The organism is Paracoccus fontiphilus (assembly GCF_017356265.1).
Lineage (GTDB): Bacteria > Pseudomonadota > Alphaproteobacteria > Rhodobacterales > Rhodobacteraceae > Paracoccus > Paracoccus fontiphilus.
In genome coordinates this window covers 26,930-46,007 of the sequence record NZ_JAFNAW010000017.1, presented here as the reverse complement: position 1 = coordinate 46,007, position 19,078 = coordinate 26,930, and the positions used below count along the sequence as shown (strand labels likewise).

Genomic DNA, 19,078 nt, shown 5'->3' with positions numbered 1-19,078 from the left:
TAGGAAGCCGATATGTCGATCTGGGAATACGCCAACCCCGTCAAGTTCATGCGCACGTCCGGCGCCGTCCTGCCATGGGTCGTGGCGGGGGCCGCGGTCTGCACGGTCACGGGCCTTGCCTGGGGGTTCCTCACGCCCGAGGATTACCGGCAGGGCTCGACCGTCAAGATCGTCTTCCTGCATGTGCCCGCCGCGATGATGGCGATCAACGTCTGGGTGATGATGCTGGTGGCGTCGCTGATCTGGCTGATCCGCCGCCACCATGTCAGCGCGCTTGCCGCCAAGGCCGCCGCCCCCGTCGGTGCGGTGATGACGGTGATCGGCCTCGTCACCGGCGCGGTCTGGGGCCAGCCCATGTGGGGCACCTGGTGGGAATGGGACCCGCGCCTGACCAGCTTCCTGATCCTGCTGCTGTTCTACCTGGGCTATATCGCCCTGTGGTCGGCGGTCGAGGACCCCGACAGCGCCGCCGACCTGACCAGCGTACTGTGCCTTGTTGGATCGGTTTTCGCCCTGTTGTCGCGCTATGCGGTGCTGTTCTGGAACCAGGGCCTGCACCAGGGCGCCAGCCTGTCGGTGCAATCGGGCGAACGGATGAGCGCGGTCTACCGCTATCCGCTGTATCTGACGATGCTGGGCTTCGGCCTGCTGTTCCTGTCGCTGCTGCTGGTCCGCACCCGCACGGAAATCCGCAGGCGCCGCCTGGCCGCCCTGCAGGCGAGGGAGATGCGCGCATGATCGAACTGGGCAAATATGCGGGCGCGGTGCTGGGGGCCTATGGCATCTCGCTGGCGTTGCTGGGCGCGCTGATCTGGCAGACCTTGGCGGCCAATGCCCGCGCGCGCCGCGACCTGGAGAAGCAGGAAAGACATGGCTAGGATTTCACCGCTTGTCGCGCTTCCGCCGCTGGCATTCGCCGCGCTGGCGGGCATGTTCCTGTGGGGCATGGGCCGGGACGAGCCGAACGCGCTGCCCTCGGCCATGGTCGGCCGCGAGGCGCCTGCGGTGCCGCAGACCACGCTGCCGGGCAAGACGCAGCTGACCGACGAGATGCTGCGCCAGCCCGGCGTGAAGCTGGTGAACTTCTGGGCAAGCTGGTGCCCGCCTTGCCGGGCGGAACACCCGACGCTGATGGAACTGGCCAAGCAGATGCCGGTCTATGGCGTGGACCTGCGCGACGTGGACGCGAACGCCTTGTCGTTCCTGCAGGAAGGCGGCGATCCCTTTGCGGCGATCGCGACCGATCCCAAGGGACGCGGCGCCATCGACTGGGGCGTGACGGCCCCGCCCGAAACCTTTATCGTCGATGGCGAGGGCAAGGTCCTGTACCGCTTCGCCGGACCCTTGGTCCGCGAGGACTTCACCAACCGCTTCCTGCCCGAGCTTGAGAAGGCACGGGCAGCCGAATAGGCCATCCCGCCCGGCAGCACCGGACGGGATGACGGCCGGGTATCACGGGCCGTCGTTCAGGTAGGGGGTCGACTCGGCTTGCGGCTCGGCTGTCTCGTCGGTCGCCTTGGTCTTGCGCGTCCGCCTGGGCTTGGCGGGCTCGTTCGTCGACGATGACTTGTCGGCCTTGGCCGCCTTGGTCGTCCTCGACGCCCTGGCGCGGGTCGGCTTGGCCGTCTGCGCCAGTTCGGGCCCTGCGTCCTGGGCCGGCTGCTCGTTGCCCATCTCGTTCTTCAGTTCCTGTTCGGCGCGGCTCCAGTGGTCGGCATCGCGCCCCTGGGGGCGGCCCTCGCTTTCCCAGATTTCGTGGGCGCGTTGCCTGATCCGCTCCTGGTGGTCCTGATCCATGGTTCTCTCCTCTGGTTTACGCTTGTGACTTGTCGCCGCCGACAAGGGCCAGGACGGATTGCCACGGCACCGGGATGGTGCCACTGACGGGACGGTCCTGTGCCGGCTGCTCGTCCGAAGTGTCGATGCGCAACTGCCATTCGCCGTCGGGAAGGGCAAATTCCGCATCCTCGCCCGCGTTGACCACGATCAGCACATCCGGTCCGTTTGGCAAGGTTTGTTGCATTCCGAAGCAGCGCAACTCACCGTCCCCCCAGTCGCCTTCCTCCATCTCGCCGCCGCGCGGATGCAGCCACTGGATGACAGGCTGGCGTTCCTGCGCATCGCCCGGGGCGGCGCCGAAGCGCGACTGCGCCAGCGACACGTCCTGCCGGAAGGCGGTCAGCGCCTGCACGGCGATGCTCACGTCGTCGCGCGCCTTGTCCCATTCCAGCCAGCTGATCGCATTGTCCTGGCAATAGGCGTTGTTGTTGCCGTCCTGGCTGTTGCCGAGGTCGTCGCCCGCCAGGATCATCGGCACGCCCTGGCTCAGCAGGACGGTCGCCAGCATCGCGCGGACGCGGCGGACGCGCGCGGCGATGACGCCGGGATCGTCCGTTGCGCCTTCGGCCCCCAAGTTGTCCGAGATGTTGTGGTCGTGGCCGTCGCGGTTTTCCTCGCCATTGGCGTCGTTGTGCTTGTCGTTGAAGCTGACCGTGTCCCACAGGGTGAAGCCGTCATGGGCCGCGACGAAGTTCACGCTGGACGTCGCGGGACGCAGGCTGTGGTTGAACTGCACGGGCGATCCCGACAGGCGTTCCGCCAGGGCGGGGGTCAGCCCCGGATCGCGGCGCCAGAAGGCGCGGGTGTCGTCGCGGAACTTGTCGTTCCATTCGCGGAACGGCCAGCGATAGCCGCCGACCTGATAGCCGCCCTCGCCGATGTCCCAGGGTTCCGCGATCAGCTTGACACCCGACAGCACCGGGTCCTGGCGGATCGCGTTGAAGAAGGACCCGTCGCGCTCGAATCCCTGCGGCTCTCGTCCCAGCGTGGATGCCAGGTCGAAGCGGAAGCCGTCCACATGCATCGCCTCGACCCAGTAGCGCAGCGAATCCATCACCATGCGCAGCACCATCGGATGGGCCATGTTCAGCGTGTTGCCGGTGCCGGTGGTATCAAAACCGTGCCGGGGATTGTCGGGCGACAGCAGGTAATAGGACGCGTTGTCGATGCCGCGGAAGGACATCGTCTGGCCCAGCTCGTTGCCCTCGGCCGTGTGGTTGTAGACCACGTCCAGGATGACCTCGATGCCTGCCTTGTGCAGCCTGCGGATCGCCTCCTTCACCTCGCGGATCTGGCCCGATTTCAGGTAGGGCGCATGGGGGGCGAAGAAGGACAGCGTGGAATAGCCCCAGTAGTTCGACAGGCCCCGTTCCACCAGGAAGCGGTCGTTGGCGAATGCGTGGATCGGCAGCAGCTCGATCGCGGTGATGCCGGTGCGGTGCAGGTGTTCGATCACCGCATCGCTGGCAAGGCCGCGGAAGGTGCCGCGATCGGCTTCCGGCACGCCGGGGTGCATCTGGGTCAGGCCCTTGACATGAGCCTCGTAGATCACGCTGTTCTGCCATGGCGTGCGGATGGCGCGGTCGGTGTCCCAGTCGAACTTGGCGTCGACCACCACCGCCTTGGGCATGAAGGCCGCGCTGTCGCGGGTGTCGAAGCTCAGGTCGTCCTCGCCCACCTGATAGCCGTGCAGCGAATCGTCCCACTGGATCTGGCCCCGCAACTCGCGTGCGTAAGGGTCCAGAAGCAGCTTGTTGGGATTGAAGCGGTGGCCCTGCTCGGGCTCGTAGGGGCCGTGGACGCGGTAGCCGTAGACCTGGCCGGGACTGACGCCGGGCAGGTAGCCGAACCAGATGCCGCCCTCCATCTCGGGCAGGTCGATGCGATGCTGCTCGTGCTTGCCGGTCTCGTCGAACAGACACAGTTCGACGCGGGTGGCATGGTCGGAAAAGAGGGCGAAGTTCGTGCCTTCGCCCAGGAATTCCGCGCCAAGGATGTCGGGGCGCATGACACTGAGGTCGAACGCGGGGGCTTGCTTCATGTCACGCATTCCAGATTGTCTCAGGCAACATCGCGGGCATGGTGCGCGCGCTTTGCGGGGATGATGGGCGAACGCATCGTTTCGCGGCGATCCAGCATGGCTTGGGTGACCAGGACCGTCCGGCCCTCGCGGCGGAACCAGCGGCCGTCTTCGTCGGGGTCCTCGCCGGTGACCAGGCCCTGCGGCACCTTGGCGCCGGGCGCCACGATGGTGCAGGTCAGCCGTGCCGAGGCGGGCACCAGCGCGCCCGGCATCATCACGCTGCCGCGGCCTAGATACCAGTCCGCGACCGGCGACAGGCTGGGCAGCCGCGCCGGCTGGTCGCGGAGGAAATCCAGGTGCGACTGGCGCAGCGCGTCCAGCGTGCCCACGTCGCGCCAGTAGGGCCGGCCCGCCGGGCCGTCGGGCAGGCGATAGGCCATGGCAAGGCCCTGCGCCACGGCGGCGGGAATGACCTCGTGCCCGAAGTCGAGCGATTCGACGTCTTCGCCGAACAGCGCGCCCTCCAGCCAGCCACGGTCGAAGACATAGACGCCCATCGAAACCATCGCGCGATCCGGCTCTCCGGGAATGGCGGGGGGATTGGCGGGCTTTTCCAGGAACGAGACGATCTTGCCGCCCGCGTCCGTATGCATCACGCCGAAGCCGCTGGCCGTCGCGACCGGAACCACGTCAACCGCCACGGTGACGGCCGCGCCGGATGCCCGGTGGGCCGCGATCAGCGCCGCGTAGTCCATGTCGTAGATGTGGTCCGCCGCCAGCACCAGGACATGATCCGCCCCCCAGTCCTGGACCTGCCGCCAGTTGTGGCGCACGGCATCGGCGGTGCCCAGGTAGCGGTCGCGCCCGTCGCGCAGCATCAGCGCGCCCCCGTCGAAATGCCTGCCCCAGCGGACGGGCAGGTGTTCGTTCAGCGTCGCGGGGGCGAATTGGGTGGCCACCAGCAGCTTGTCCAGCCCCGAGCGGACGACGTTCGCCATGGCGAAATCCACGATGCGGTTGCGGCCCGCGAAGGGGACCGCCGGCTTGCTTTCGGCGGCGGTCAGATCGTGCAGCCGCGTGCCCTTGCCCCCTGCCAGAAGGATGGTGGCGACCGTTTGCTGCGCTGGAATGGCATGGGAAGGGCAGGGCTGCATCTCTGACACCGGACGATCCTTTGTTGGGAAGGACATGCCTTGCGGGCCTGTCTGGTCCCGCAACCGATGCAACGGCAGATTGTTCCTTGTTTTATCAAATATTATTGATGCCCGACCCTGAATCGACCGCCACGCCGACATGGCTGCCGTCGCCGAAGACACGGCCCGGCCCCTCTGCCGGCACCGCCATGCCCTTTCGCGCGAAAGCGGCGACCATCCGGCGGTCGCCCAGACGCCGCACCAGCCGCACCCCGGACGCGTCGACCTCGACCAAGGCGTCGGCATCGCGGAGGAAGTCCGCGTGTTCCCTGCGCATGGCAAGAAGCGTCCGAGTCCAGTGCAGCTTGCCGCCGGCTTCGGGCGGGGCGGACAACGTGTCCCAGTCGACCGGCAGGCGGTTGTCCGGGTCGGTCAGGGCCAGAAGCCGGCCTTCGTCGCCCCGGTAGATGTCGGGAAAACCCGGCAGCAGCATCTGCAGCGCAAGCTGGGCAAAGGACAGTGCCTCGCCCCGGTCCAGCAGGGATTGCAGGGCGGGGTCGGGATCGCGTTTCCAGTGTTCCAGCACGGCGCGGGCAAAGGCCTGGGTGGCGGCTTCCGCCGTCGCGTCCGGGTTCGACCAGAAGCTGGTCAGCTTGGCCTCTCGCATCGCCTTCTCGATATGGCCTCCAAGACGGTCCGCCGTGCGGTCCACCTCCCCGTTCCAGACCGCCAGCGCCGACTGGACCACATACCAGCGCCATCGCGCCTCGACCCCTTCGGCCGGCGGCAGGGCGCTTGCCGCGTCATACAGCGCCATGAAGGCACGGGGCAGGTGGCTGATCGCCACCAGCCGCATCCGGGAATCGCCCGACCGCTTGGTGTCATGGGTGGAAACCAGCGTCATGTCGGACGCGCGGCGGCGCGCCAGGAAGGCATTGGCTTCCTCGGCCGTGACGGTGGGCTCGTCGGGTTCGGCGCCAACCTCGTTCGCGGGCAGGTAGCGCGTCCAGCGGAAGCCTGCCGTGTCCTCCTGCGCCTTGGCCAGCAGCGCGCCCGACACCTGCTGGAACCGCCGGACCAGGGTGCGCGCCGCGTCCGTCTGCGGGTCCAGCATCAGGTCGACCAGCAGGTCGACCACCGCGCGCCCGCGCAGGCCCTCGGCGGCGTCGTCGGCGATGGCGCGCAGCAGGTCGCGGTCATCAGACCGGGCGGTGTCGGTGACATAGGTGCGATAGCGCGGGGTGGCGACCAGCAGGGCGGTGATCGCCTCGCGCAGCGATTCCGGGCCGGGCTCGGCCACGGGCGAGCCGCGGGTGGCCGCGGCGGCCATGTCGGCCAACTGCCGCCGTTCGGCCGCCAGTTCGTTGTCCAGCACGTCCAGCTTGGCCTGGCGCAACTCGGCCCGGAAATCGGTGTCGATCCCGGTGGCTTGCCGCCACAGGCCGTCAAGCTCCTCGATGCCTGCGGGATCGGTCAGCAGCCGGGCGATCAGGCGCGCGGCCTCGTAGCCGGTGGTGCCGACCGTCTGCCATTCCGGGGGCAGGGTCTCGTCGCCCACCAGGATCTTCTCGACCCAGACAGGGGTGTCGGGCAGCGCCTCGTGCAGGCGGTGCAGATAGGCCTCGGGGTCGGCAAGCCCGTCGATGTGATCGACCCGCAAGCCCTGGACCAGACCCTTGCGGACCAGATCAAAGATCAGGCTGTGGGTGTCGTCGAAGACCCGGTCATCCTCGACCCGCATGCCGATCAGACTGGTGACGTTGAAGAAGCGGCGGTGGGTGATGCCGTCGCGCTCCATCTCGTAATGGACAAGGCGCCAGTTCTGGGTGTCGTGCAGGGCGCGCAGGTCATCGGTAACGGGGCTGTCCTCGGCCAGGGGCACGGACACGTCGCCAAAGCGCCACTGCCCGCCCGACGTGCTGAAGGCGCCGTCGGCCAGCATCTTCTCGAACGGCTCGGGCAGGAAGGGCAGCACCAGCGGGCCCGCGTCCCAGTCGATGTCGAAATGCCGGGCATAGCGGCTGGCCTGCCCCTGCTTCAGCACGTCCAGCAGCCACGGGTTTTCCAGCGTGAAGGCCGTGTGGTTCGGCACGATGTCAAGGATGATGCCCAGGTCCTGCGCCTTGGCCGCGCGGGCCAGCGCCTCGAACCCGTCGCGCCCGCCCAGAACGGGGTCGATCTGCGTCGGGTCGATGATATCATAGCCATGGGTGGACCCTGACTGCGCCGTGAAGATCGGCGACAGATACAGGTGCGAGATGCCGAGCGACTTGAGATAGGGCAGCAGTCCGGTGATGCGCGCGAAATCGACGCCGTCTCGCAACTGGAACCGATAGGTCGCCGTGGGAATAGCAGGGGTCATTTGGGCCTTGCGGTGATGGAAAGGGCGAAGGGGTCAAGGCCAACGCGGCCCACGGAGAATGCCGCATCCTGCGGCGGTTTCAGATCCGGTTCAACCTGCCCGAGGGAAAGCCACAGCTCCAGCGTCCCGCCGTGGAAGTGCCAGGTGGCCGACAGCAACGCCTTGCCATGGCGCGTAACGCTGGCCGGGGCGCTGCGCCCGGACTTCAGCAGCGGCACGACATGACTGGCGCGGAACGCCAACGCCCGGCGCGTCAGGTCCAGCCAGTCGCCGGCGTCCCGTTCGCTCCAGTTCAGCCTGGATCTTGCGAAGGTATCGGGCGACAGGGGGTCGGGCACCTTTTCGCCAAGGCTGGCGACGCCCGCGAACTCGGCGGCGCGGCCCTTGCGCACGGCCTCGGCCAGATCGCCCTCGTAGTCGGCGAAGAACAGGAAGGGCGTGGTCGCGCCGCGTTCCTCGCCCATGAAGATCATGGGGATGTAGGGTGCCACCAGCAGCAGCGCATAGGCCACGCGCACCCCGTCGGGATCGGCCAAGGACAACAGCCGTTCGCCAAGCGCGCGGTTGCCGACCTGGTCGTGGGTCTGGGTCGCGTTGACGAAGCCCGTGGGCGGCAGGTGCCCCGACGGTTCGCCGCGCGGCGTGTCGCGGCCGGGGCGGGGCTGGCCTTCCTCGATATGGCCGCGTTCCAGGGCAAGGCACAGGTCGCCGACCGGATCGTGCGAGAAGCTGGCGTAATAGCTGTCGGATTCGCCGGTCAGCCTGCAATGGATCGCGTGGTGGAAATCGTCGTTCCAGGTGGCGTCATAGCCGTTCTGGCGCAGACCGGGCTCGTTCCGCTCGTCCTCGACGACCAGGTGGATGGCGCGGGACGGATCGACCGCGCGGACCCGCTGGGCGAAGGTCCGCATGAAGTCGTCGGCGCCGGGGCCGCTGATCTGATGGACCGCGTCCAGCCGCAGCCCGTCCAGGCAGTATTCGCCCACCCAGTATTCCGCGCATTGGATCCAGTATTCCTGGACGGCTGCCTGGGAAAAGTCGATGGCCGCGCCCCAGGGCGTGTGGCGGTTCTCGTCGAAGAAACGCGGCGCGGCATGATGGATATAGGCGCCATCCGGGCCGAAATGGTTCATCACCAGATCCAGCATGACCATCAGGCCCAGCGAATGGGCGTGATCCACGAAGCCGCGCAGGTCGTCGGGGCTGCCATAGGCCGGATGCAGCGAATAGGGCAGCACGCCGTCATAGCCCCAGCCGCGTTCTCCGGACCACTGGCCGACGGGCATGATCTCGATCGCGGTGATGCCCAGGCCGGCGAGTTCCGCCAGCTTCGCGGTCGCCGCCGCCAGCGTGCCCTCGGGGGTGAAGGTGCCCAGGTGAAGCTCGTAGATCACCGCCTCGGCCCAGTCGCGGCCCTTCCATGCCGCCAGTCCGGCAGGATCGGCGGGACGGGTCACGACCGACGGGGCTTGCACGTCGCCCGCCTGAAGACGCGACGCCGGGTCGGGGATGTCCTTGCCGTCGATGCGGAACAGGTATTCGTCCCCGGCCCGCGCGGGAACCGTCACGGACCAGAAACCGTCCGGCTGCCGCGCCATGCCGTGATGCTGGCCGCGCAGCACCAGGCCCACCTCGTCCGCGTCCGGCGCCCAGATACGCGCCGTCCACCCGTTGTCGGACCATTGCCCGCCCCAATGTCGCGTCATCCGTTCCACCCGTCACATCATCGGCTTGCCGCCGGTCACGGCAATCGTCGCGCCCGAGACATAGGAGGACATCGGCTCGGCCAGCATCACATAGGCCGAGGCAAGCTCGACCGGCTGCGCGGGCCGTTTCATGGGATAGTTCTCGCCGAACTTCGACACCTTCTCGGGGTCCATGCTGGCGGGGATCAGCGGCGTCCAGACGGGACCGGGGGCCACCACGTTGGCGCGGATGCCGCGTTCGGCCAGCATCTGCGCCAGGCCCATGGTGAAGTTCTGGATCGCGCCCTTGGTCGTCGCATAGGCCAGCAGGTTCGGGCTGGGATCGTCGGCGTTGATGGAAGCCGTGTTGATGATGGCGCTTCCGGGTTTCATGTGCGGAACGGCGGCCTTTGTCAGGTAGAACATCGCGTGGATGTTGGTGGCGAATGTGTATTGCCATTCCTCGTCCGGGATCTCCTCGATCTTGTCGAAGGTTTCCTGGTGGGCGGCGTTGTTGACTAGGATGTCGATGCGGCCGAACTTCTGCGCCGTCTCGGCCACGATCCTGCGGCAGTGTTCCGGGTCCGAGATGTCGCCCGCGAAGGTCAGGCACTCGCGCCCGGCATCGCGGATCAGTTGCGCGGTGGACTGGGCGTCGTCGGTCTCGTCCAGATAGGACAGCGCCACGTCCGCGCCCTCGCGGGCGTAGGCGATGGCGACCGCGCGGCCGATGCCGCTGTCGCCGCCGGTGATGAGGGCCTTCATGCCGTCCAGCCGGCCCGCGCCCTTCCAGCTTTCCTCGCCGTGGTCCGGCCTGGGGTCCATCTTCTGGAAGCTGCCGGGCAGGTCCTGCTGCTGCTTCGGGAAGGGGGGCTTGGGATAATCGCGCATCTGCGGCCTCCTGTTGCTGGTGAATGGCCGCCCGTTCCTGCGGGCGGGATGCCCTTTCAGAACCGCCATGCCGCCGATGGGTTTCCACCTTGCTGTTTATCAGTTGAAAATTCCTCGGCGGCGGGCGGGGAACAACTGCCGCCGCCGGGTCGTTGGACCGCAGACATGACGGAGCAAGACCATGCGAAATTGCGATATGCTGATTGCGGGCGGTGCGCTGATGATGGTGGCGGGGCTGATCGCCAAGGCCGTTGCCCGCACCGATGAGGACCGGGACTATCGTTATGTCCGCCCCGCCGGGCCCAGAGAGATGTCGGCCCCGCCGCGCCAATGGGATCGCGTGGACGAGGCGGTGGACGAATCCTTCCCGGCCAGCGATCCTCCCGGCGGGTATTGATCCATGCAGGACAACGGCGACGCCCGGCAGATCGCCCATGCCAAGCTGATCGACGCGCTGCCCGGCCTTCTGGATGCGGAAGGCCGGCGGTCCCTGTGCGACTGGCTGGCCGAGCGCCAGGTGATGCATGACGGACAGGAAGACCCCGGCGCCGTCATCGTCGAGGGGCTGGAACTTGAACTGGCGATCGCCCAGGTGTTCCGCGACCTGGCCGACCGCCTTGGCTGTCAGGCGCCCTGAACGACCGCCTGCAGCAGCCTGTCCGTCTCGATCATCTCGATCTGCTGGCCGAAGCGGTTCGCATAGACCTGCATCGTCGCGTCATGCGTCTCGTCGGTCGAGGAGCAGACCGCGTCGGACACGATGATCGTGCGATAGCCCAGATCGACGGCGCCCATCACGGTCGCAAGCAGGCAGACATCGGTCTCGCCCCCCGTCACGACCAGCGTGTCGACCCCGCTTTCCTGCAGCATCCGGTGCAGCCGGCCGTCCATCCACGGCGAGTAGACAGGCTTGTCGAAAAGCCGGGCCGTTTCAAGATGAAGCTCCAGTTCCGGCAGCAGGCGCAGGAAGTCCGGGTCAAGGTTCCGGCGCAGCATCTGCGGCCATTTTTCGTAATAGCGGCGCCAGCTTCCGGGCGCGTCCTCCAGCGTTTCGGGCGGGATGAAGCGGGTGAAGATCGTCTGCGCCGGATACAGTTCCACCACCTGGCAGACCTGCGGCAGCACCCGTCGCAACCACTCGACCGCCCAGTCCGAGCCCTTGTCGAACAGGCGCTGCATGTCGATGCACAGATGCGCCGCGTTCCTGCCGGGGGGACCGTAGACCAGGCCTTCCTTCACCTTTCCGGCCGCATCGGTGGGCTTGTGAAAGCTCATGCCATCCTCCTTGATCGTGGGGACCAAACCGTGGCCCGTGGCCGCGGGTTGCAGGAAGGCTGCCTGCGTAAACATTTGTTCTGCGGCCCAAGCAGCATGGCTGTGCCTGCTTGTTCCGTCTTTGTTTCCTTTGGCGGCTCGGCTAGGATCGGCGGCACCAGGCAATGGCGGATCGGAAGCCCCGCATGATGGAACCAGAGGATCGCGACGAGGTGGCGCCCAGCCTGCGCAAGATCATCCATGTGGACATGGATGCCTTCTACGCATCGGTCGAACAGCGCGACAATCCCGACCTGCGGGGCAAGCCGGTTGCGGTCGGCGGGTCCGCGGCGCGCGGCGTGGTCGCCGCCGCCAGCTACGAGGCGCGGGTCTTCGGCGTCCGGTCGGCCATGCCCTCGGTCACGGCCAGGCGCCGCTGTCCCGACCTGATTTTCGTCAGGCCCCGGTTCGAAGTGTATCGCGCGGTGTCGCAGCAGATCCGCGAGGTCTTTGCCGAACACACCGACCTGATCGAGCCCCTGTCGCTGGACGAGGCCTATCTGGACGTGACCCGCAACAAGAAGGACATCCCCATCGCCACCACCATCGCGCTGATGATCCGCGACCGCATCCGGCAGGTGACGGGGCTGAACGCGTCCGCCGGGATTTCCTACAACAAGTTCCTGGCCAAGCTGGCCAGCGACCTGAACAAGCCCAACGGCCAGGCGGTCATCACCCCCGCGCGCGGCCCGGCCTTCGTGGCCGCCCTGCCGGTCAAGAAGTTCCACGGCATCGGCCCCGCCACCGCCGCCAAGATGGAGCGTCTGGGCATCGTCACCGGCGCGGACCTGAAGGCCCGCTCGCCCGATTTCCTGCGCCACCATTTCGGCAAGGCGGGGTCCTGGTATTACCGCATCGCGCGCGGCATCGACCATCGCCCGGTGGAACCCCACCGCATCCGCAAGTCGGTCGGCGCCGAGGACACGTTTTCCGCCGACATCCACGATTTCGACCTGGCCCGGCGCGAGATCGCGCCGCTGGCCGAAAAGGTCTGGCGCCATTGCGAGGGCAGGCACCTGACGGGCCGCACCGTGACGCTGAAGGTGAAGTATGCCGATTTCCAGCAGATCACCCGCAGCCGCACCCTGACCGGCCCGGTCCACGGCGCCCAGGATCTGGAGGCGATCGCCGTGGGACTGCTGCAGCCCTTGTTCCCGGTGGAAAAGGGCGTGCGCCTGCTGGGCGTCACCCTGTCGTCGCTGGAAAGCGAGGATCAGGGCGAAGGGCAGCAACTGACGCTGGGATTGCAGGGCTTGTGACGCCCTAGCCCTCGTCCGCCGTCAGCGTCACGATGCGCCGCAGGGCCAGCCGGTATCCTTCCGTGCCGCAGCCCGCGATCACGCCGTCCGCGCGCAGGCTGACATAGGAATGGTGCCGGAAGCTTTCGCGCTTGTGCACGTTCGAGATGTGGACCTCGATCACCGGCCCGTCGAAGGCATTCAGCGCATCCAGGATGGCGACCGAGGTATGGGTATAGGCAGCGGGGTTGATGACGATGCCGATGCCGTCCTCTCGCGCCTGGTGGATCCAGTCGATGATCTGGCCCTCGGTGTTGGACTGCAGGAAGCGTGTCGTCACCCCCAGTTCGGCCGCCAGCGCCGCGCAGTCGCGCTCCACGTCCGCCAGCGTCTCGTGGCCATAGATGTGGGGCTGGCGCTTGCCCAGCAGGTTCAGGTTCGGACCGTTAAGGATATAGACGAGCTTCGGCATGGCGGTGGACCTTGGGCAGACGGGGTGCGGGCGAACCTGAACGGGGAATCGCCGCGCGTCAAACGGCTTCTGCTGTCACCAGATCCTGCGGGTATCGTTGCAGATCCAAACCGTTCTGGAAGCGAAGCGGCTTTTCGCCGATGATCGCGGTCGATTCTTCAGCCCGGAAGGCGTGCCATGACCAATCCCTGCATCATCTGCGTGGCCATCACCGGATCGCTGCCGACCAAGGACAACAACCCCGCGGTGCCGATCACCATCGCCGAACAGGTCGAATCCACGCAGGAGGCGTTCGAGGCCGGTGCTACCATCGCCCATTGCCATGTTCGCGACGACGAGGGCAAACCCACCAGCGATCCTGACCGCTTCGCCCGCCTGAAGGAAGGGCTGGAAAAGCACTGCCCCGGCCTGATCGTGCAACTGTCCACGGGCGGCCGGTCCGGCGCGGGGCAGGCGCGGGGCGGGATGCTGCCCTTGCGTCCCGACATGGCATCCTTGTCGGTGGGATCGAACAACTTCCCCACCCGCGTTTACGAGAACCCGCCCGACCTGGTGGACTGGCTCGCGTCCGAGATGCTGGCCCATGACGTCAAGCCCGAGATCGAGGCCTTCGACCTGTCCCACATCCTCAAGGCGCATCAGATGTGGAAGGCGGGGCAGATCAGGGAACGTCCCTATGTCCAGTTCGTGATGGGCGTGAAGAACGCCATGCCCGCCGATCGCGAGGTGTTCGACTACTACATACACACCGTCAAGCGCCTGTTCGGCGAGGATGCGCCCTGGTGCACGGCGGGGATCGGGCCAAGCCAGATCGTACTGAACGAATGGGCCATCGGCGCGGGCGGCCACGCCCGCACGGGGCTGGAGGACAACGTGCGCCTTGACCGCGACCGGCTGGCCCCGTCGAACGCCGCCCTGGTTCGCCGCGCGGCCGAGATCGCGGAAAAACACGGCCGCCCGGTCGCGACATGGCAGCAGGCACGACAGATCCTGGGGCTGCGGATGCCGCAGGCTGCGTGATCCATAACCTTCCGTATATGGAAGGCCATGCAGATATCATGGTTGCGGCTAAGCGTGGTGCTTTGCCGCACGGCTGCGGCATGGTAACTCCGGTGCAGGGGATGAGGACGTTTCGCGGATCGTAGCCACGGTGGGGAAACCTGTCGCCGTCCCCGATGGGAAGGAGACAAACGTGACACCCACCTCTCGAAACGCTGCTGCGCGCGCCGTCGCGGTCCTGTGCTGGATCGCCGTTGTCCTGGACGGGTTCGACCTGGTCGTCCTGGGCGCCCTGATCCCGACGCTGACGGGCGGCGACGTGCCATGGATGACCCCGGCGCAGGCGACCTTCGTGTCCACGATCAGCCTTGTCGGCATGACGCTGGGCGCGCTGTCCATCGGCATCGCGACCGACCGGCTGGGCCGGCGCAAGGTCATGATCTTCGCCGTCCTGATGTTTTCCGCGCTGACGCTGGCCTGCGCCTTCGCGCAGAACTATGTCCAGCTTGGCATCTTCCGCTTCCTGGCAGGCTTCGGCCTGGGCGGCTGCCTGCCGACCGCCATCGCCATGGTGACGGAATTCTCACGCGGGCGGGCGGGCAAGGCGTCCACCACGGTGATGACCGGCTATCATGTGGGCGCGGTGTCCACGGCGCTGCTGGGCATCCTCGTGCTGCCGACGCTGGGCTGGCACGCGATGTTCATCATCGGCGCCGTCCCCGGCTTCATCCTGGCACCGATCATGTATCGCCATCTGCCCGAATCGCCGTCCTTCCTGCTGGCAAGCGGCCGCCGCGCCGAGGCCGAGGCGATCGCCACGCGCCATGGCCTGGTGCTGCCTGAGGTCGATCAGGCCCCCGAGGAACGGGCGTCGCTCGCCTCGCTGTTCCGCGGGCCGCTGCTGCGCAACTCGGTCGCGATCTGCGTGACCTCGTTCATGGGGCTGCTGCTGGTCTATGCGCTGAACACCTGGCTGCCGAAGCTGATGGTGACGGCGGGCTACAGCCTGACGGGCGGGCTGTGGCTGCTGCTGCTGCTGAACGCGGGAGCGATTGCCGGGCTGCTGGTGGCGGGCCGGGTGGGGGACCGCATCGGGCTGAAGGTCGCCGCGGTGGCCTGGTTCCTGTGCGGCGGCGTCCTGCTGGCCGTGCTGTCGGTCAGGATGGGTCCGGCGCTGCTGTATCCGATGGTGTTTTTGACCGGCTGCTTCGTGTTCTCGGCGCAGGTGCTGGTCTATGCCTTCGTGGCCTCGAACTATCCGCCGGGGGTGCGCGCCACGGCGCTTGGCGTGGCGGCGGGGGTCGGTCGCCTTGGCGCCATCGCCGGGCCGCTGGTCGGCGGCACGCTGGTGTCGATGGGACTGGGCCACCCCTGGGGCTTCTATGTCTTCGCCGTCGTGGGCCTGCTGGGCGCGCTGGCGCTGGTGCAGTCCACCGTGATCCGCCAGAAGGTGTGACGAGAAAGGGGCGCGAAAAGCGCCCCTTTGCTATTCGGGGGTGCCGATCCGCCGGACCTGTCCGGCAAGCGTGATCGCCACTGTCAGGGCGCGCCCCGCAGCCTGCGCCATTTGCGGCAGGACCATCCATTCCAGCGCCCAGGCCGCACCGGACCGTTCCTGTTCGTGAACCAGCGCCTGATGGATCAGGGCAAGCTGTCCCGCGTTGAAGCGCGCCAGCGTCACCAGCAGTTCCGCCAAGACCGGGTTCTGCTTGTGAGCCATGGCCGACGAGGTGCCGCCACCCGACAATTCGATCTCTCCGATCCCCTGCTGCGCCATCAGCGCCACGTCCTGGCCCATCTTGCCCAGGGTTCCCGTGATCAGCGACAGGATCCCCGCGAATTCCGCCACGCCGTCGCGCATCGGGTGCCAGGCGCGGGGCGGGCTCTCCAGGCCAAGCACCCCGGCCACGTCCGCCGCCACGGCCGCAGCCTTGTCGCCCAGATCCGCGCGGTCGCCCGAGGCGCCGCCCAGTTGCAGCCGCGCGATGCGGGGCCGCGCCTCGGCAATGCGGGCGCGGTGATCGGCCAGCGGCAGCAGCCAAGGCGCGATGCGATCAGCCACGCTGATGGGGGTCGCGGCCTGCATCCGCGTGCGGCCCATCAGCGGGCGGGCGCCGAAGCGGGCGGTCAACTCTTCAAGCGCCCCGGCCAGCGTGCCAAGCCGCGCATCCACCAGCGCCAGCGTATCGCGCATCGCCATGGCCGTGGCCGTGTCGATCACGTCCTGCGATGTCGCGCCCTTGTGGACCGCCTCCGCTGCATCGCCTGCCGCGGCCTTCATCTGCCGGACCAGGCGCGGCACCACGACGCCGTCCTGCCCGGTGCCTGCGCGCAGGTCGGCCATGTCGAAGCCCATCCCTTCAATGGCCCGCGCCGCAGCCTCGGCAGCCTGGGCCAGACCCGCCCGGCCAAGCGCGCGGCTGAACGCGGCCTCGAAGGCGCGCATCCCGGCCAACTGGGCATCGGGCGACCACAATGCCGCCATGTCGGGATCGGCGAACAGGCCGCCCAGCCAGGGGTGGTCGAAAACGTCGCTCATGTCCTGTCCTTCCATGCGAAAGCGGCGCGAGGGTGGCCCCCGCGCCGCTTCTGTCAAATCCGGTGGTCAGATGTCCAGGAACACCGTCTCGCCCTAGCCCTGCAGGCGGATGTCGAAACGATACCGGCCATCCCCGATCTTCTTCGCGATCAGCGTGTTCACGCGGGGACGCTGCTCGATCCGGGACAGCAGGGGGTCGCCCTCGTTGTCCTCGTCCTCGAAATAGATGCGGGTCTGCAGGCCGATGTTGATCCCCCGCGCGACGATCCATAGCGAGATGTGGGGCGCGAAGGCCCGGCCATAGCGCGACGGGACAGGGCCGGGCTTGACGGTGCGCAGCGTGAATTCCCCCGTCACCGCATCGGCGGCAAAGCGGCAATGGCCGCTGACGGCGGGGTCGGCGCCGTCCTGGCCGGGGAACAGGCCCGCGCTGTCGGCCTGCCAGCTTTCGATCAGCGCGTCGCGCAAGGCCCAGCCGGTGCCGTCATAGACGGAACCCACGATCTCGATGACCTGGCCCTGCGCGCCTTCGGCGACGGGGGAAACCCCGATTTCCTCGTCGTAATAGCCGGGGTTTCCGGCATAGGTCGGCATCAGGCCGATATGGACATAGGGTCCCGCGGTCTGCGAGGGCGTTTCGGGTTGATGGCTCAGCGGTTGGACCATCTCACATTCCTTCCAGCTTGTTTTCGAACATGGTCTGGCGGCGGCCGCGCAGCACGATGTCGAACTTGTAGGCCAGGAAGTCCAGCCGTCGCGACCGGGCCATGTCCAAGGGCGCCACCAGCCGGTCAAGCTGCGAGCGGTTGCGGATCGTCGCGGCGATCGGGCACAGCGGAATCAGCGGGTCGCCCTCGAAATACATCTGGGTGATCAGGCGCTGGCCGAAGCTGTGCCCGAAGACCGAGACGTGGATATGCATCGGCCGCCAGTCGTTGCCCCGGTTCGGCCAGGGATAGGCGCCGGGGCGGATGGTCAGGAACTGGTAATACCCGTTCTCATCCGTCAGTGTCCGCCCGCAGCCGCCGAAGTTCGGATCCAGCGGGGCCAGATAGGTGTCCTTCTTGTGACGATAGCGGCCCCCGGCATTGGCCTGCCAGATTTCCACAAGCGTGTTCGGGACGGGGCGGTTGTTCTCGTCCAGGACGCGGCCGTGCATCAGGATGCGCTCACCCACGGCGGGGGCCGCGCCCTTGGTCCAGTTCAGGATCAGGTTGTTGTCCAGCGCGCCGAAGCGGGAATGGCCGAAGGTCGGGCCGGTTTCCTCGGACGGGCCGGATTCCAGCGACAGAAGCGGCTGGTGGGGCGACCGCGCGACCGAGGTCTTGTAGTCGGGCCAGTAGGGTTCGGGATGCATCTCGCGGTCGCGCGGGATCAGCGGGCCAAGATCTGTCATTCGGATGCCGCCTCCATCTCGGCATAGGTCTGCTTTGCCAGCTTGATGGCGTGGTTCGCGCGGGGGACGCCGGCATAGATGGCGACGTGCTGGAAGGCCTCCATCACGTCGCGCTTGGATGCGCCGGTGCGGGCGGTGGCCCGGATGTGCATGGGAATTTCCTCGAAGTTGCCGGTCGCGGCCAGCAGGGCCAAGGTCAGCATGGACCGCTCGCGCCGGGTGATCGCGTCGGACGACCAGACGGTGCCCCAGGCCGATTCGGTGATCAGATCCTGAAAGGGCTGGTCCAGGTCGGACTTCGCGGCCTCGGCCCGGTCCACATGGGCGTCGCCCAGAACCGCACGGCGGGTCCGCATTCCTTGGGCGTGGCGGTCGGTCATGGGGCGGTCCTTTCCAGGAAATCGGCCAGCAGGCGGGCGGTGGCTGCGGGCTGTTCGACGCAGGGGATATGGCCCGCATCGGGAATGATGTGGAAATCCGCGCCGCAGAGGGCGGCGGTCGCGCGGACCAGGTCGGGCGGGGTCGATCCGTCCCGGTCGCCCGCCATCGCCAGCACCGGCAGGCGCAGGGCGCGGGTGGACTCAGTGAGATCCGCCCCCGCGATGGCCGCGCAGCAGCCGGTATAGCCTGCGACGGATGTGCGGGTCAGCATGTTGCGCCACAGGGCGAATTCGGGGTTCGTGGTGCGGAAGGCGGGGGTGAACCAGCGTTCCAGGATCGGATCCGCCAGGGCCGCCACGCCGCCCGCGTTGATCGCGTCGATGCGGTTCTGCCACATGGGCGCCGTACCGATCTTCGCGGCCGTATCCATCAGCACAAGCGCGCGGACCAGATCGGGGCGCCTGGCCGCAAGCCCTTGGCCGATCAGCCCGCCGATGGACAGGCCCACGAAGGTGATCTCCGTCAGGCCAAGCCGGTCGCAGACCGCCTCGGCATCGGCAACCAGTTGGTCCAGCGTATAGGGTGCGGGCGTCGCGTCCGACAACCCGTGCCCGCGCTTGTCGTAACGCACGATGCGCAGCCCTGCGGGCAGCAGCGGCAGCAGCGCGTCCCAGACACGCAGGTCGGTGCCCAGCGAATTGGCGAACATCACCACGCGGCCATCCTTCGGGCCTTCGTCGCGGATGTGCAGGGTGATGTCTGATGTGGAAATGGTCTGCATTCTGTCTCCTTTGGCGCAAGTTATG

21 protein-coding genes are annotated in these 19,078 nt (G+C 67.6%); 8 read left to right on the top strand and 13 right to left on the bottom strand.

What is annotated here, in order from left to right:
* Positions 1–12: 12 nt before the first annotated feature.
* The 3 genes from J0F76_RS08365 to J0F76_RS08355 are packed head-to-tail and all read left to right on the top strand — an operon-like array spanning position 13 to position 1,410.
* Positions 13–738, top strand: a complete 726-nt coding sequence (locus J0F76_RS08365; protein WP_207467828.1) for a heme ABC transporter permease — start codon at positions 13–15, stop codon at positions 736–738.
* On the top strand, positions 735–878 hold the full coding sequence (ccmD, locus tag J0F76_RS08360) for a heme exporter protein CcmD (protein WP_207467826.1): 144 nt from the start codon (positions 735–737) through the stop codon (positions 876–878). The genes J0F76_RS08365 and ccmD overlap by 4 nt, the downstream gene beginning before the upstream one ends.
* The gene (locus J0F76_RS08355) at positions 871–1,410 is read left to right on the top strand and encodes a DsbE family thiol:disulfide interchange protein (RefSeq protein WP_207467824.1); all 540 of its coding nucleotides are present in this window, start codon (positions 871–873) and stop codon (positions 1,408–1,410) included. Before ccmD ends, J0F76_RS08355 begins: the two co-directional genes overlap by 8 nt.
* A 42-nt stretch (positions 1,411–1,452) precedes the next feature.
* On the opposite strand, the gene J0F76_RS08350 is transcribed toward J0F76_RS08355, so the two are convergent.
* The 6 genes from J0F76_RS08350 to J0F76_RS08325 form a co-directional block, all read right to left on the bottom strand.
* On the bottom strand, positions 1,453–1,797 hold the full coding sequence (locus tag J0F76_RS08350) for a DUF2934 domain-containing protein (protein WP_207467822.1): 345 nt from the start codon (positions 1,795–1,797) through the stop codon (positions 1,453–1,455).
* Positions 1,798–1,813: 16 nt separating this feature from the next.
* The gene (glgX, locus tag J0F76_RS08345; protein ID WP_207467820.1) at positions 1,814–3,889 is read right to left on the bottom strand and encodes a glycogen debranching protein GlgX; all 2,076 of its coding nucleotides are present in this window, start codon (positions 3,887–3,889) and stop codon (positions 1,814–1,816) included.
* 11 nt (positions 3,890–3,900) lie between these two features.
* Positions 3,901–5,016, bottom strand: coding sequence for a sugar phosphate nucleotidyltransferase (locus tag J0F76_RS08340; RefSeq protein WP_242690081.1), 1,116 nt, complete (start codon positions 5,014–5,016; stop codon positions 3,901–3,903).
* 94 nt (positions 5,017–5,110) lie between these two features.
* Entirely contained in the window at positions 5,111–7,357 is a 2,247-nt protein-coding gene (gene treY / locus J0F76_RS08335) for a malto-oligosyltrehalose synthase (protein WP_207467816.1), read from the bottom strand.
* Positions 7,354–9,063: a malto-oligosyltrehalose trehalohydrolase gene (gene treZ, locus J0F76_RS08330; RefSeq protein WP_207467814.1), complete on the bottom strand. Its 1,710-nt coding sequence runs from the start codon at positions 9,061–9,063 to the stop codon at positions 7,354–7,356. Before treZ ends, treY begins: the two co-directional genes overlap by 4 nt.
* Positions 9,064–9,075: 12 nt before the next feature.
* Positions 9,076–9,933, bottom strand: a complete 858-nt coding sequence (locus tag J0F76_RS08325) for an SDR family oxidoreductase (protein ID WP_207467812.1) — start codon at positions 9,931–9,933, stop codon at positions 9,076–9,078.
* A gap of 181 nt (positions 9,934–10,114) precedes the next feature.
* Between J0F76_RS08325 and J0F76_RS08320 the strand changes: the two genes are divergently transcribed.
* Together J0F76_RS08320 and J0F76_RS08315 are read left to right on the top strand one after the other, a co-directional pair.
* A complete protein-coding gene (locus J0F76_RS08320; RefSeq protein ID WP_207467810.1) occupies positions 10,115–10,330 on the top strand; it encodes a hypothetical protein in 216 nt (71 codons plus the stop codon).
* Positions 10,331–10,333: 3 nt separating this feature from the next.
* Complete coding sequence (locus J0F76_RS08315) at positions 10,334–10,570, top strand: hypothetical protein (protein ID WP_207467807.1); 237 nt, start codon at positions 10,334–10,336, stop codon at positions 10,568–10,570.
* On the opposite strand, the gene J0F76_RS08310 is transcribed toward J0F76_RS08315, so the two are convergent.
* Complete coding sequence (locus J0F76_RS08310) at positions 10,558–11,208, bottom strand: cysteine hydrolase family protein (protein WP_207467805.1); 651 nt, start codon at positions 11,206–11,208, stop codon at positions 10,558–10,560. The two genes, J0F76_RS08315 and J0F76_RS08310, sit on opposite strands and share 13 nt — an antisense overlap.
* Positions 11,209–11,393: 185 nt before the next feature.
* Here J0F76_RS08310 and dinB point away from each other — a divergent pair, with 185 nt between their 5' ends.
* Positions 11,394–12,506 (top strand): DNA polymerase IV, encoded by a 1,113-nt coding sequence (gene dinB / locus J0F76_RS08305; RefSeq protein WP_242690075.1) that lies wholly within the window; start codon positions 11,394–11,396, stop codon positions 12,504–12,506.
* A 4-nt stretch (positions 12,507–12,510) separates the two neighbouring features.
* On the opposite strand, the gene aroQ is transcribed toward dinB, so the two are convergent.
* A complete protein-coding gene (gene aroQ / locus J0F76_RS08300) occupies positions 12,511–12,957 on the bottom strand; it encodes a type II 3-dehydroquinate dehydratase (RefSeq protein ID WP_207467803.1) in 447 nt (148 codons plus the stop codon).
* 177 nt (positions 12,958–13,134) lie between these two features.
* Here aroQ and J0F76_RS08295 point away from each other — a divergent pair, with 177 nt between their 5' ends.
* Both J0F76_RS08295 and J0F76_RS08290 read left to right on the top strand, forming a co-directional pair.
* Complete coding sequence (locus J0F76_RS08295; protein WP_207467802.1) at positions 13,135–13,977, top strand: 3-oxoadipate:acetyl-CoA acetyltransferase; 843 nt, start codon at positions 13,135–13,137, stop codon at positions 13,975–13,977.
* Between the two features lie 172 nt (positions 13,978–14,149).
* Complete coding sequence (locus J0F76_RS08290; RefSeq protein ID WP_207467801.1) at positions 14,150–15,412, top strand: MFS transporter; 1,263 nt, start codon at positions 14,150–14,152, stop codon at positions 15,410–15,412.
* 30 nt (positions 15,413–15,442) lie between these two features.
* Here the strand turns inward: J0F76_RS08290 and J0F76_RS08285 are convergent, their stop codons facing one another.
* The 5 genes from J0F76_RS08285 to pcaD all read right to left on the bottom strand — a co-directional run bounded on the left by J0F76_RS08285 (position 15,443) and on the right by pcaD (position 19,053).
* A complete protein-coding gene (locus J0F76_RS08285; protein WP_207467800.1) occupies positions 15,443–16,495 on the bottom strand; it encodes a 3-carboxy-cis,cis-muconate cycloisomerase in 1,053 nt (350 codons plus the stop codon).
* 93 nt (positions 16,496–16,588) lie between these two features.
* Positions 16,589–17,161, bottom strand: coding sequence for a protocatechuate 3,4-dioxygenase subunit alpha (gene pcaG / locus J0F76_RS08280; protein WP_207467799.1), 573 nt, complete (start codon positions 17,159–17,161; stop codon positions 16,589–16,591).
* A 1-nt stretch (position 17,162) separates the two neighbouring features.
* The gene (gene pcaH, locus J0F76_RS08275; protein ID WP_207467798.1) at positions 17,163–17,891 is read right to left on the bottom strand and encodes a protocatechuate 3,4-dioxygenase subunit beta; all 729 of its coding nucleotides are present in this window, start codon (positions 17,889–17,891) and stop codon (positions 17,163–17,165) included.
* Positions 17,888–18,271, bottom strand: coding sequence for a 4-carboxymuconolactone decarboxylase (pcaC, locus tag J0F76_RS08270; RefSeq protein WP_207467796.1), 384 nt, complete (start codon positions 18,269–18,271; stop codon positions 17,888–17,890). The genes pcaH and pcaC overlap by 4 nt, the downstream gene beginning before the upstream one ends.
* Positions 18,268–19,053 carry a 3-oxoadipate enol-lactonase gene (gene pcaD, locus J0F76_RS08265; protein WP_207467794.1) on the bottom strand — a complete coding sequence of 262 codons (786 nt, stop codon included), beginning with the start codon at positions 19,051–19,053 and terminating at the stop codon, positions 18,268–18,270. The genes pcaC and pcaD overlap by 4 nt, the downstream gene beginning before the upstream one ends.
* Positions 19,054–19,078 lie beyond the last annotated feature (25 nt).

Excerpts from the sequence above, each read along its gene's own strand:
- J0F76_RS08365 (WP_207467828.1), top strand. The coding sequence starts at position 13 with ATGTCGATCTGGGAATACGCCAACCCCGTCAAGTTCATGCGCACGTCC.
- ccmD (WP_207467826.1), top strand. The coding sequence starts at position 735 with ATGATCGAACTGGGCAAATATGCGGGCGCGGTGCTGGGGGCCTATGGC.
- J0F76_RS08355 (WP_207467824.1), top strand. The coding sequence starts at position 871 with ATGGCTAGGATTTCACCGCTTGTCGCGCTTCCGCCGCTGGCATTCGCC.
- J0F76_RS08350 (WP_207467822.1), bottom strand. The coding sequence starts at position 1,797 with ATGGATCAGGACCACCAGGAGCGGATCAGGCAACGCGCCCACGAAATC.
- glgX (WP_207467820.1), bottom strand. The coding sequence starts at position 3,889 with ATGCGTGACATGAAGCAAGCCCCCGCGTTCGACCTCAGTGTCATGCGC.
- J0F76_RS08340 (WP_242690081.1), bottom strand. The coding sequence starts at position 5,016 with ATGCAGCCCTGCCCTTCCCATGCCATTCCAGCGCAGCAAACGGTCGCC.
- treY (WP_207467816.1), bottom strand. The coding sequence starts at position 7,357 with ATGACCCCTGCTATTCCCACGGCGACCTATCGGTTCCAGTTGCGAGAC.
- treZ (WP_207467814.1), bottom strand. The coding sequence starts at position 9,063 with ATGACGCGACATTGGGGCGGGCAATGGTCCGACAACGGGTGGACGGCG.
- J0F76_RS08325 (WP_207467812.1), bottom strand. The coding sequence starts at position 9,933 with ATGCGCGATTATCCCAAGCCCCCCTTCCCGAAGCAGCAGCAGGACCTG.
- J0F76_RS08320 (WP_207467810.1), top strand. The coding sequence starts at position 10,115 with ATGCGAAATTGCGATATGCTGATTGCGGGCGGTGCGCTGATGATGGTG.
- J0F76_RS08315 (WP_207467807.1), top strand. The coding sequence starts at position 10,334 with ATGCAGGACAACGGCGACGCCCGGCAGATCGCCCATGCCAAGCTGATC.
- J0F76_RS08310 (WP_207467805.1), bottom strand. The coding sequence starts at position 11,208 with ATGAGCTTTCACAAGCCCACCGATGCGGCCGGAAAGGTGAAGGAAGGC.
- dinB (WP_242690075.1), top strand. The coding sequence starts at position 11,394 with ATGATGGAACCAGAGGATCGCGACGAGGTGGCGCCCAGCCTGCGCAAG.
- aroQ (WP_207467803.1), bottom strand. The coding sequence starts at position 12,957 with ATGCCGAAGCTCGTCTATATCCTTAACGGTCCGAACCTGAACCTGCTG.
- J0F76_RS08295 (WP_207467802.1), top strand. The coding sequence starts at position 13,135 with ATGACCAATCCCTGCATCATCTGCGTGGCCATCACCGGATCGCTGCCG.
- J0F76_RS08285 (WP_207467800.1), bottom strand. The coding sequence starts at position 16,495 with ATGAGCGACGTTTTCGACCACCCCTGGCTGGGCGGCCTGTTCGCCGAT.
- pcaG (WP_207467799.1), bottom strand. The coding sequence starts at position 17,161 with ATGGTCCAACCGCTGAGCCATCAACCCGAAACGCCCTCGCAGACCGCG.
- pcaH (WP_207467798.1), bottom strand. The coding sequence starts at position 17,891 with ATGACAGATCTTGGCCCGCTGATCCCGCGCGACCGCGAGATGCATCCC.
- pcaC (WP_207467796.1), bottom strand. The coding sequence starts at position 18,271 with ATGACCGACCGCCACGCCCAAGGAATGCGGACCCGCCGTGCGGTTCTG.
- pcaD (WP_207467794.1), bottom strand. The coding sequence starts at position 19,053 with ATGCAGACCATTTCCACATCAGACATCACCCTGCACATCCGCGACGAA.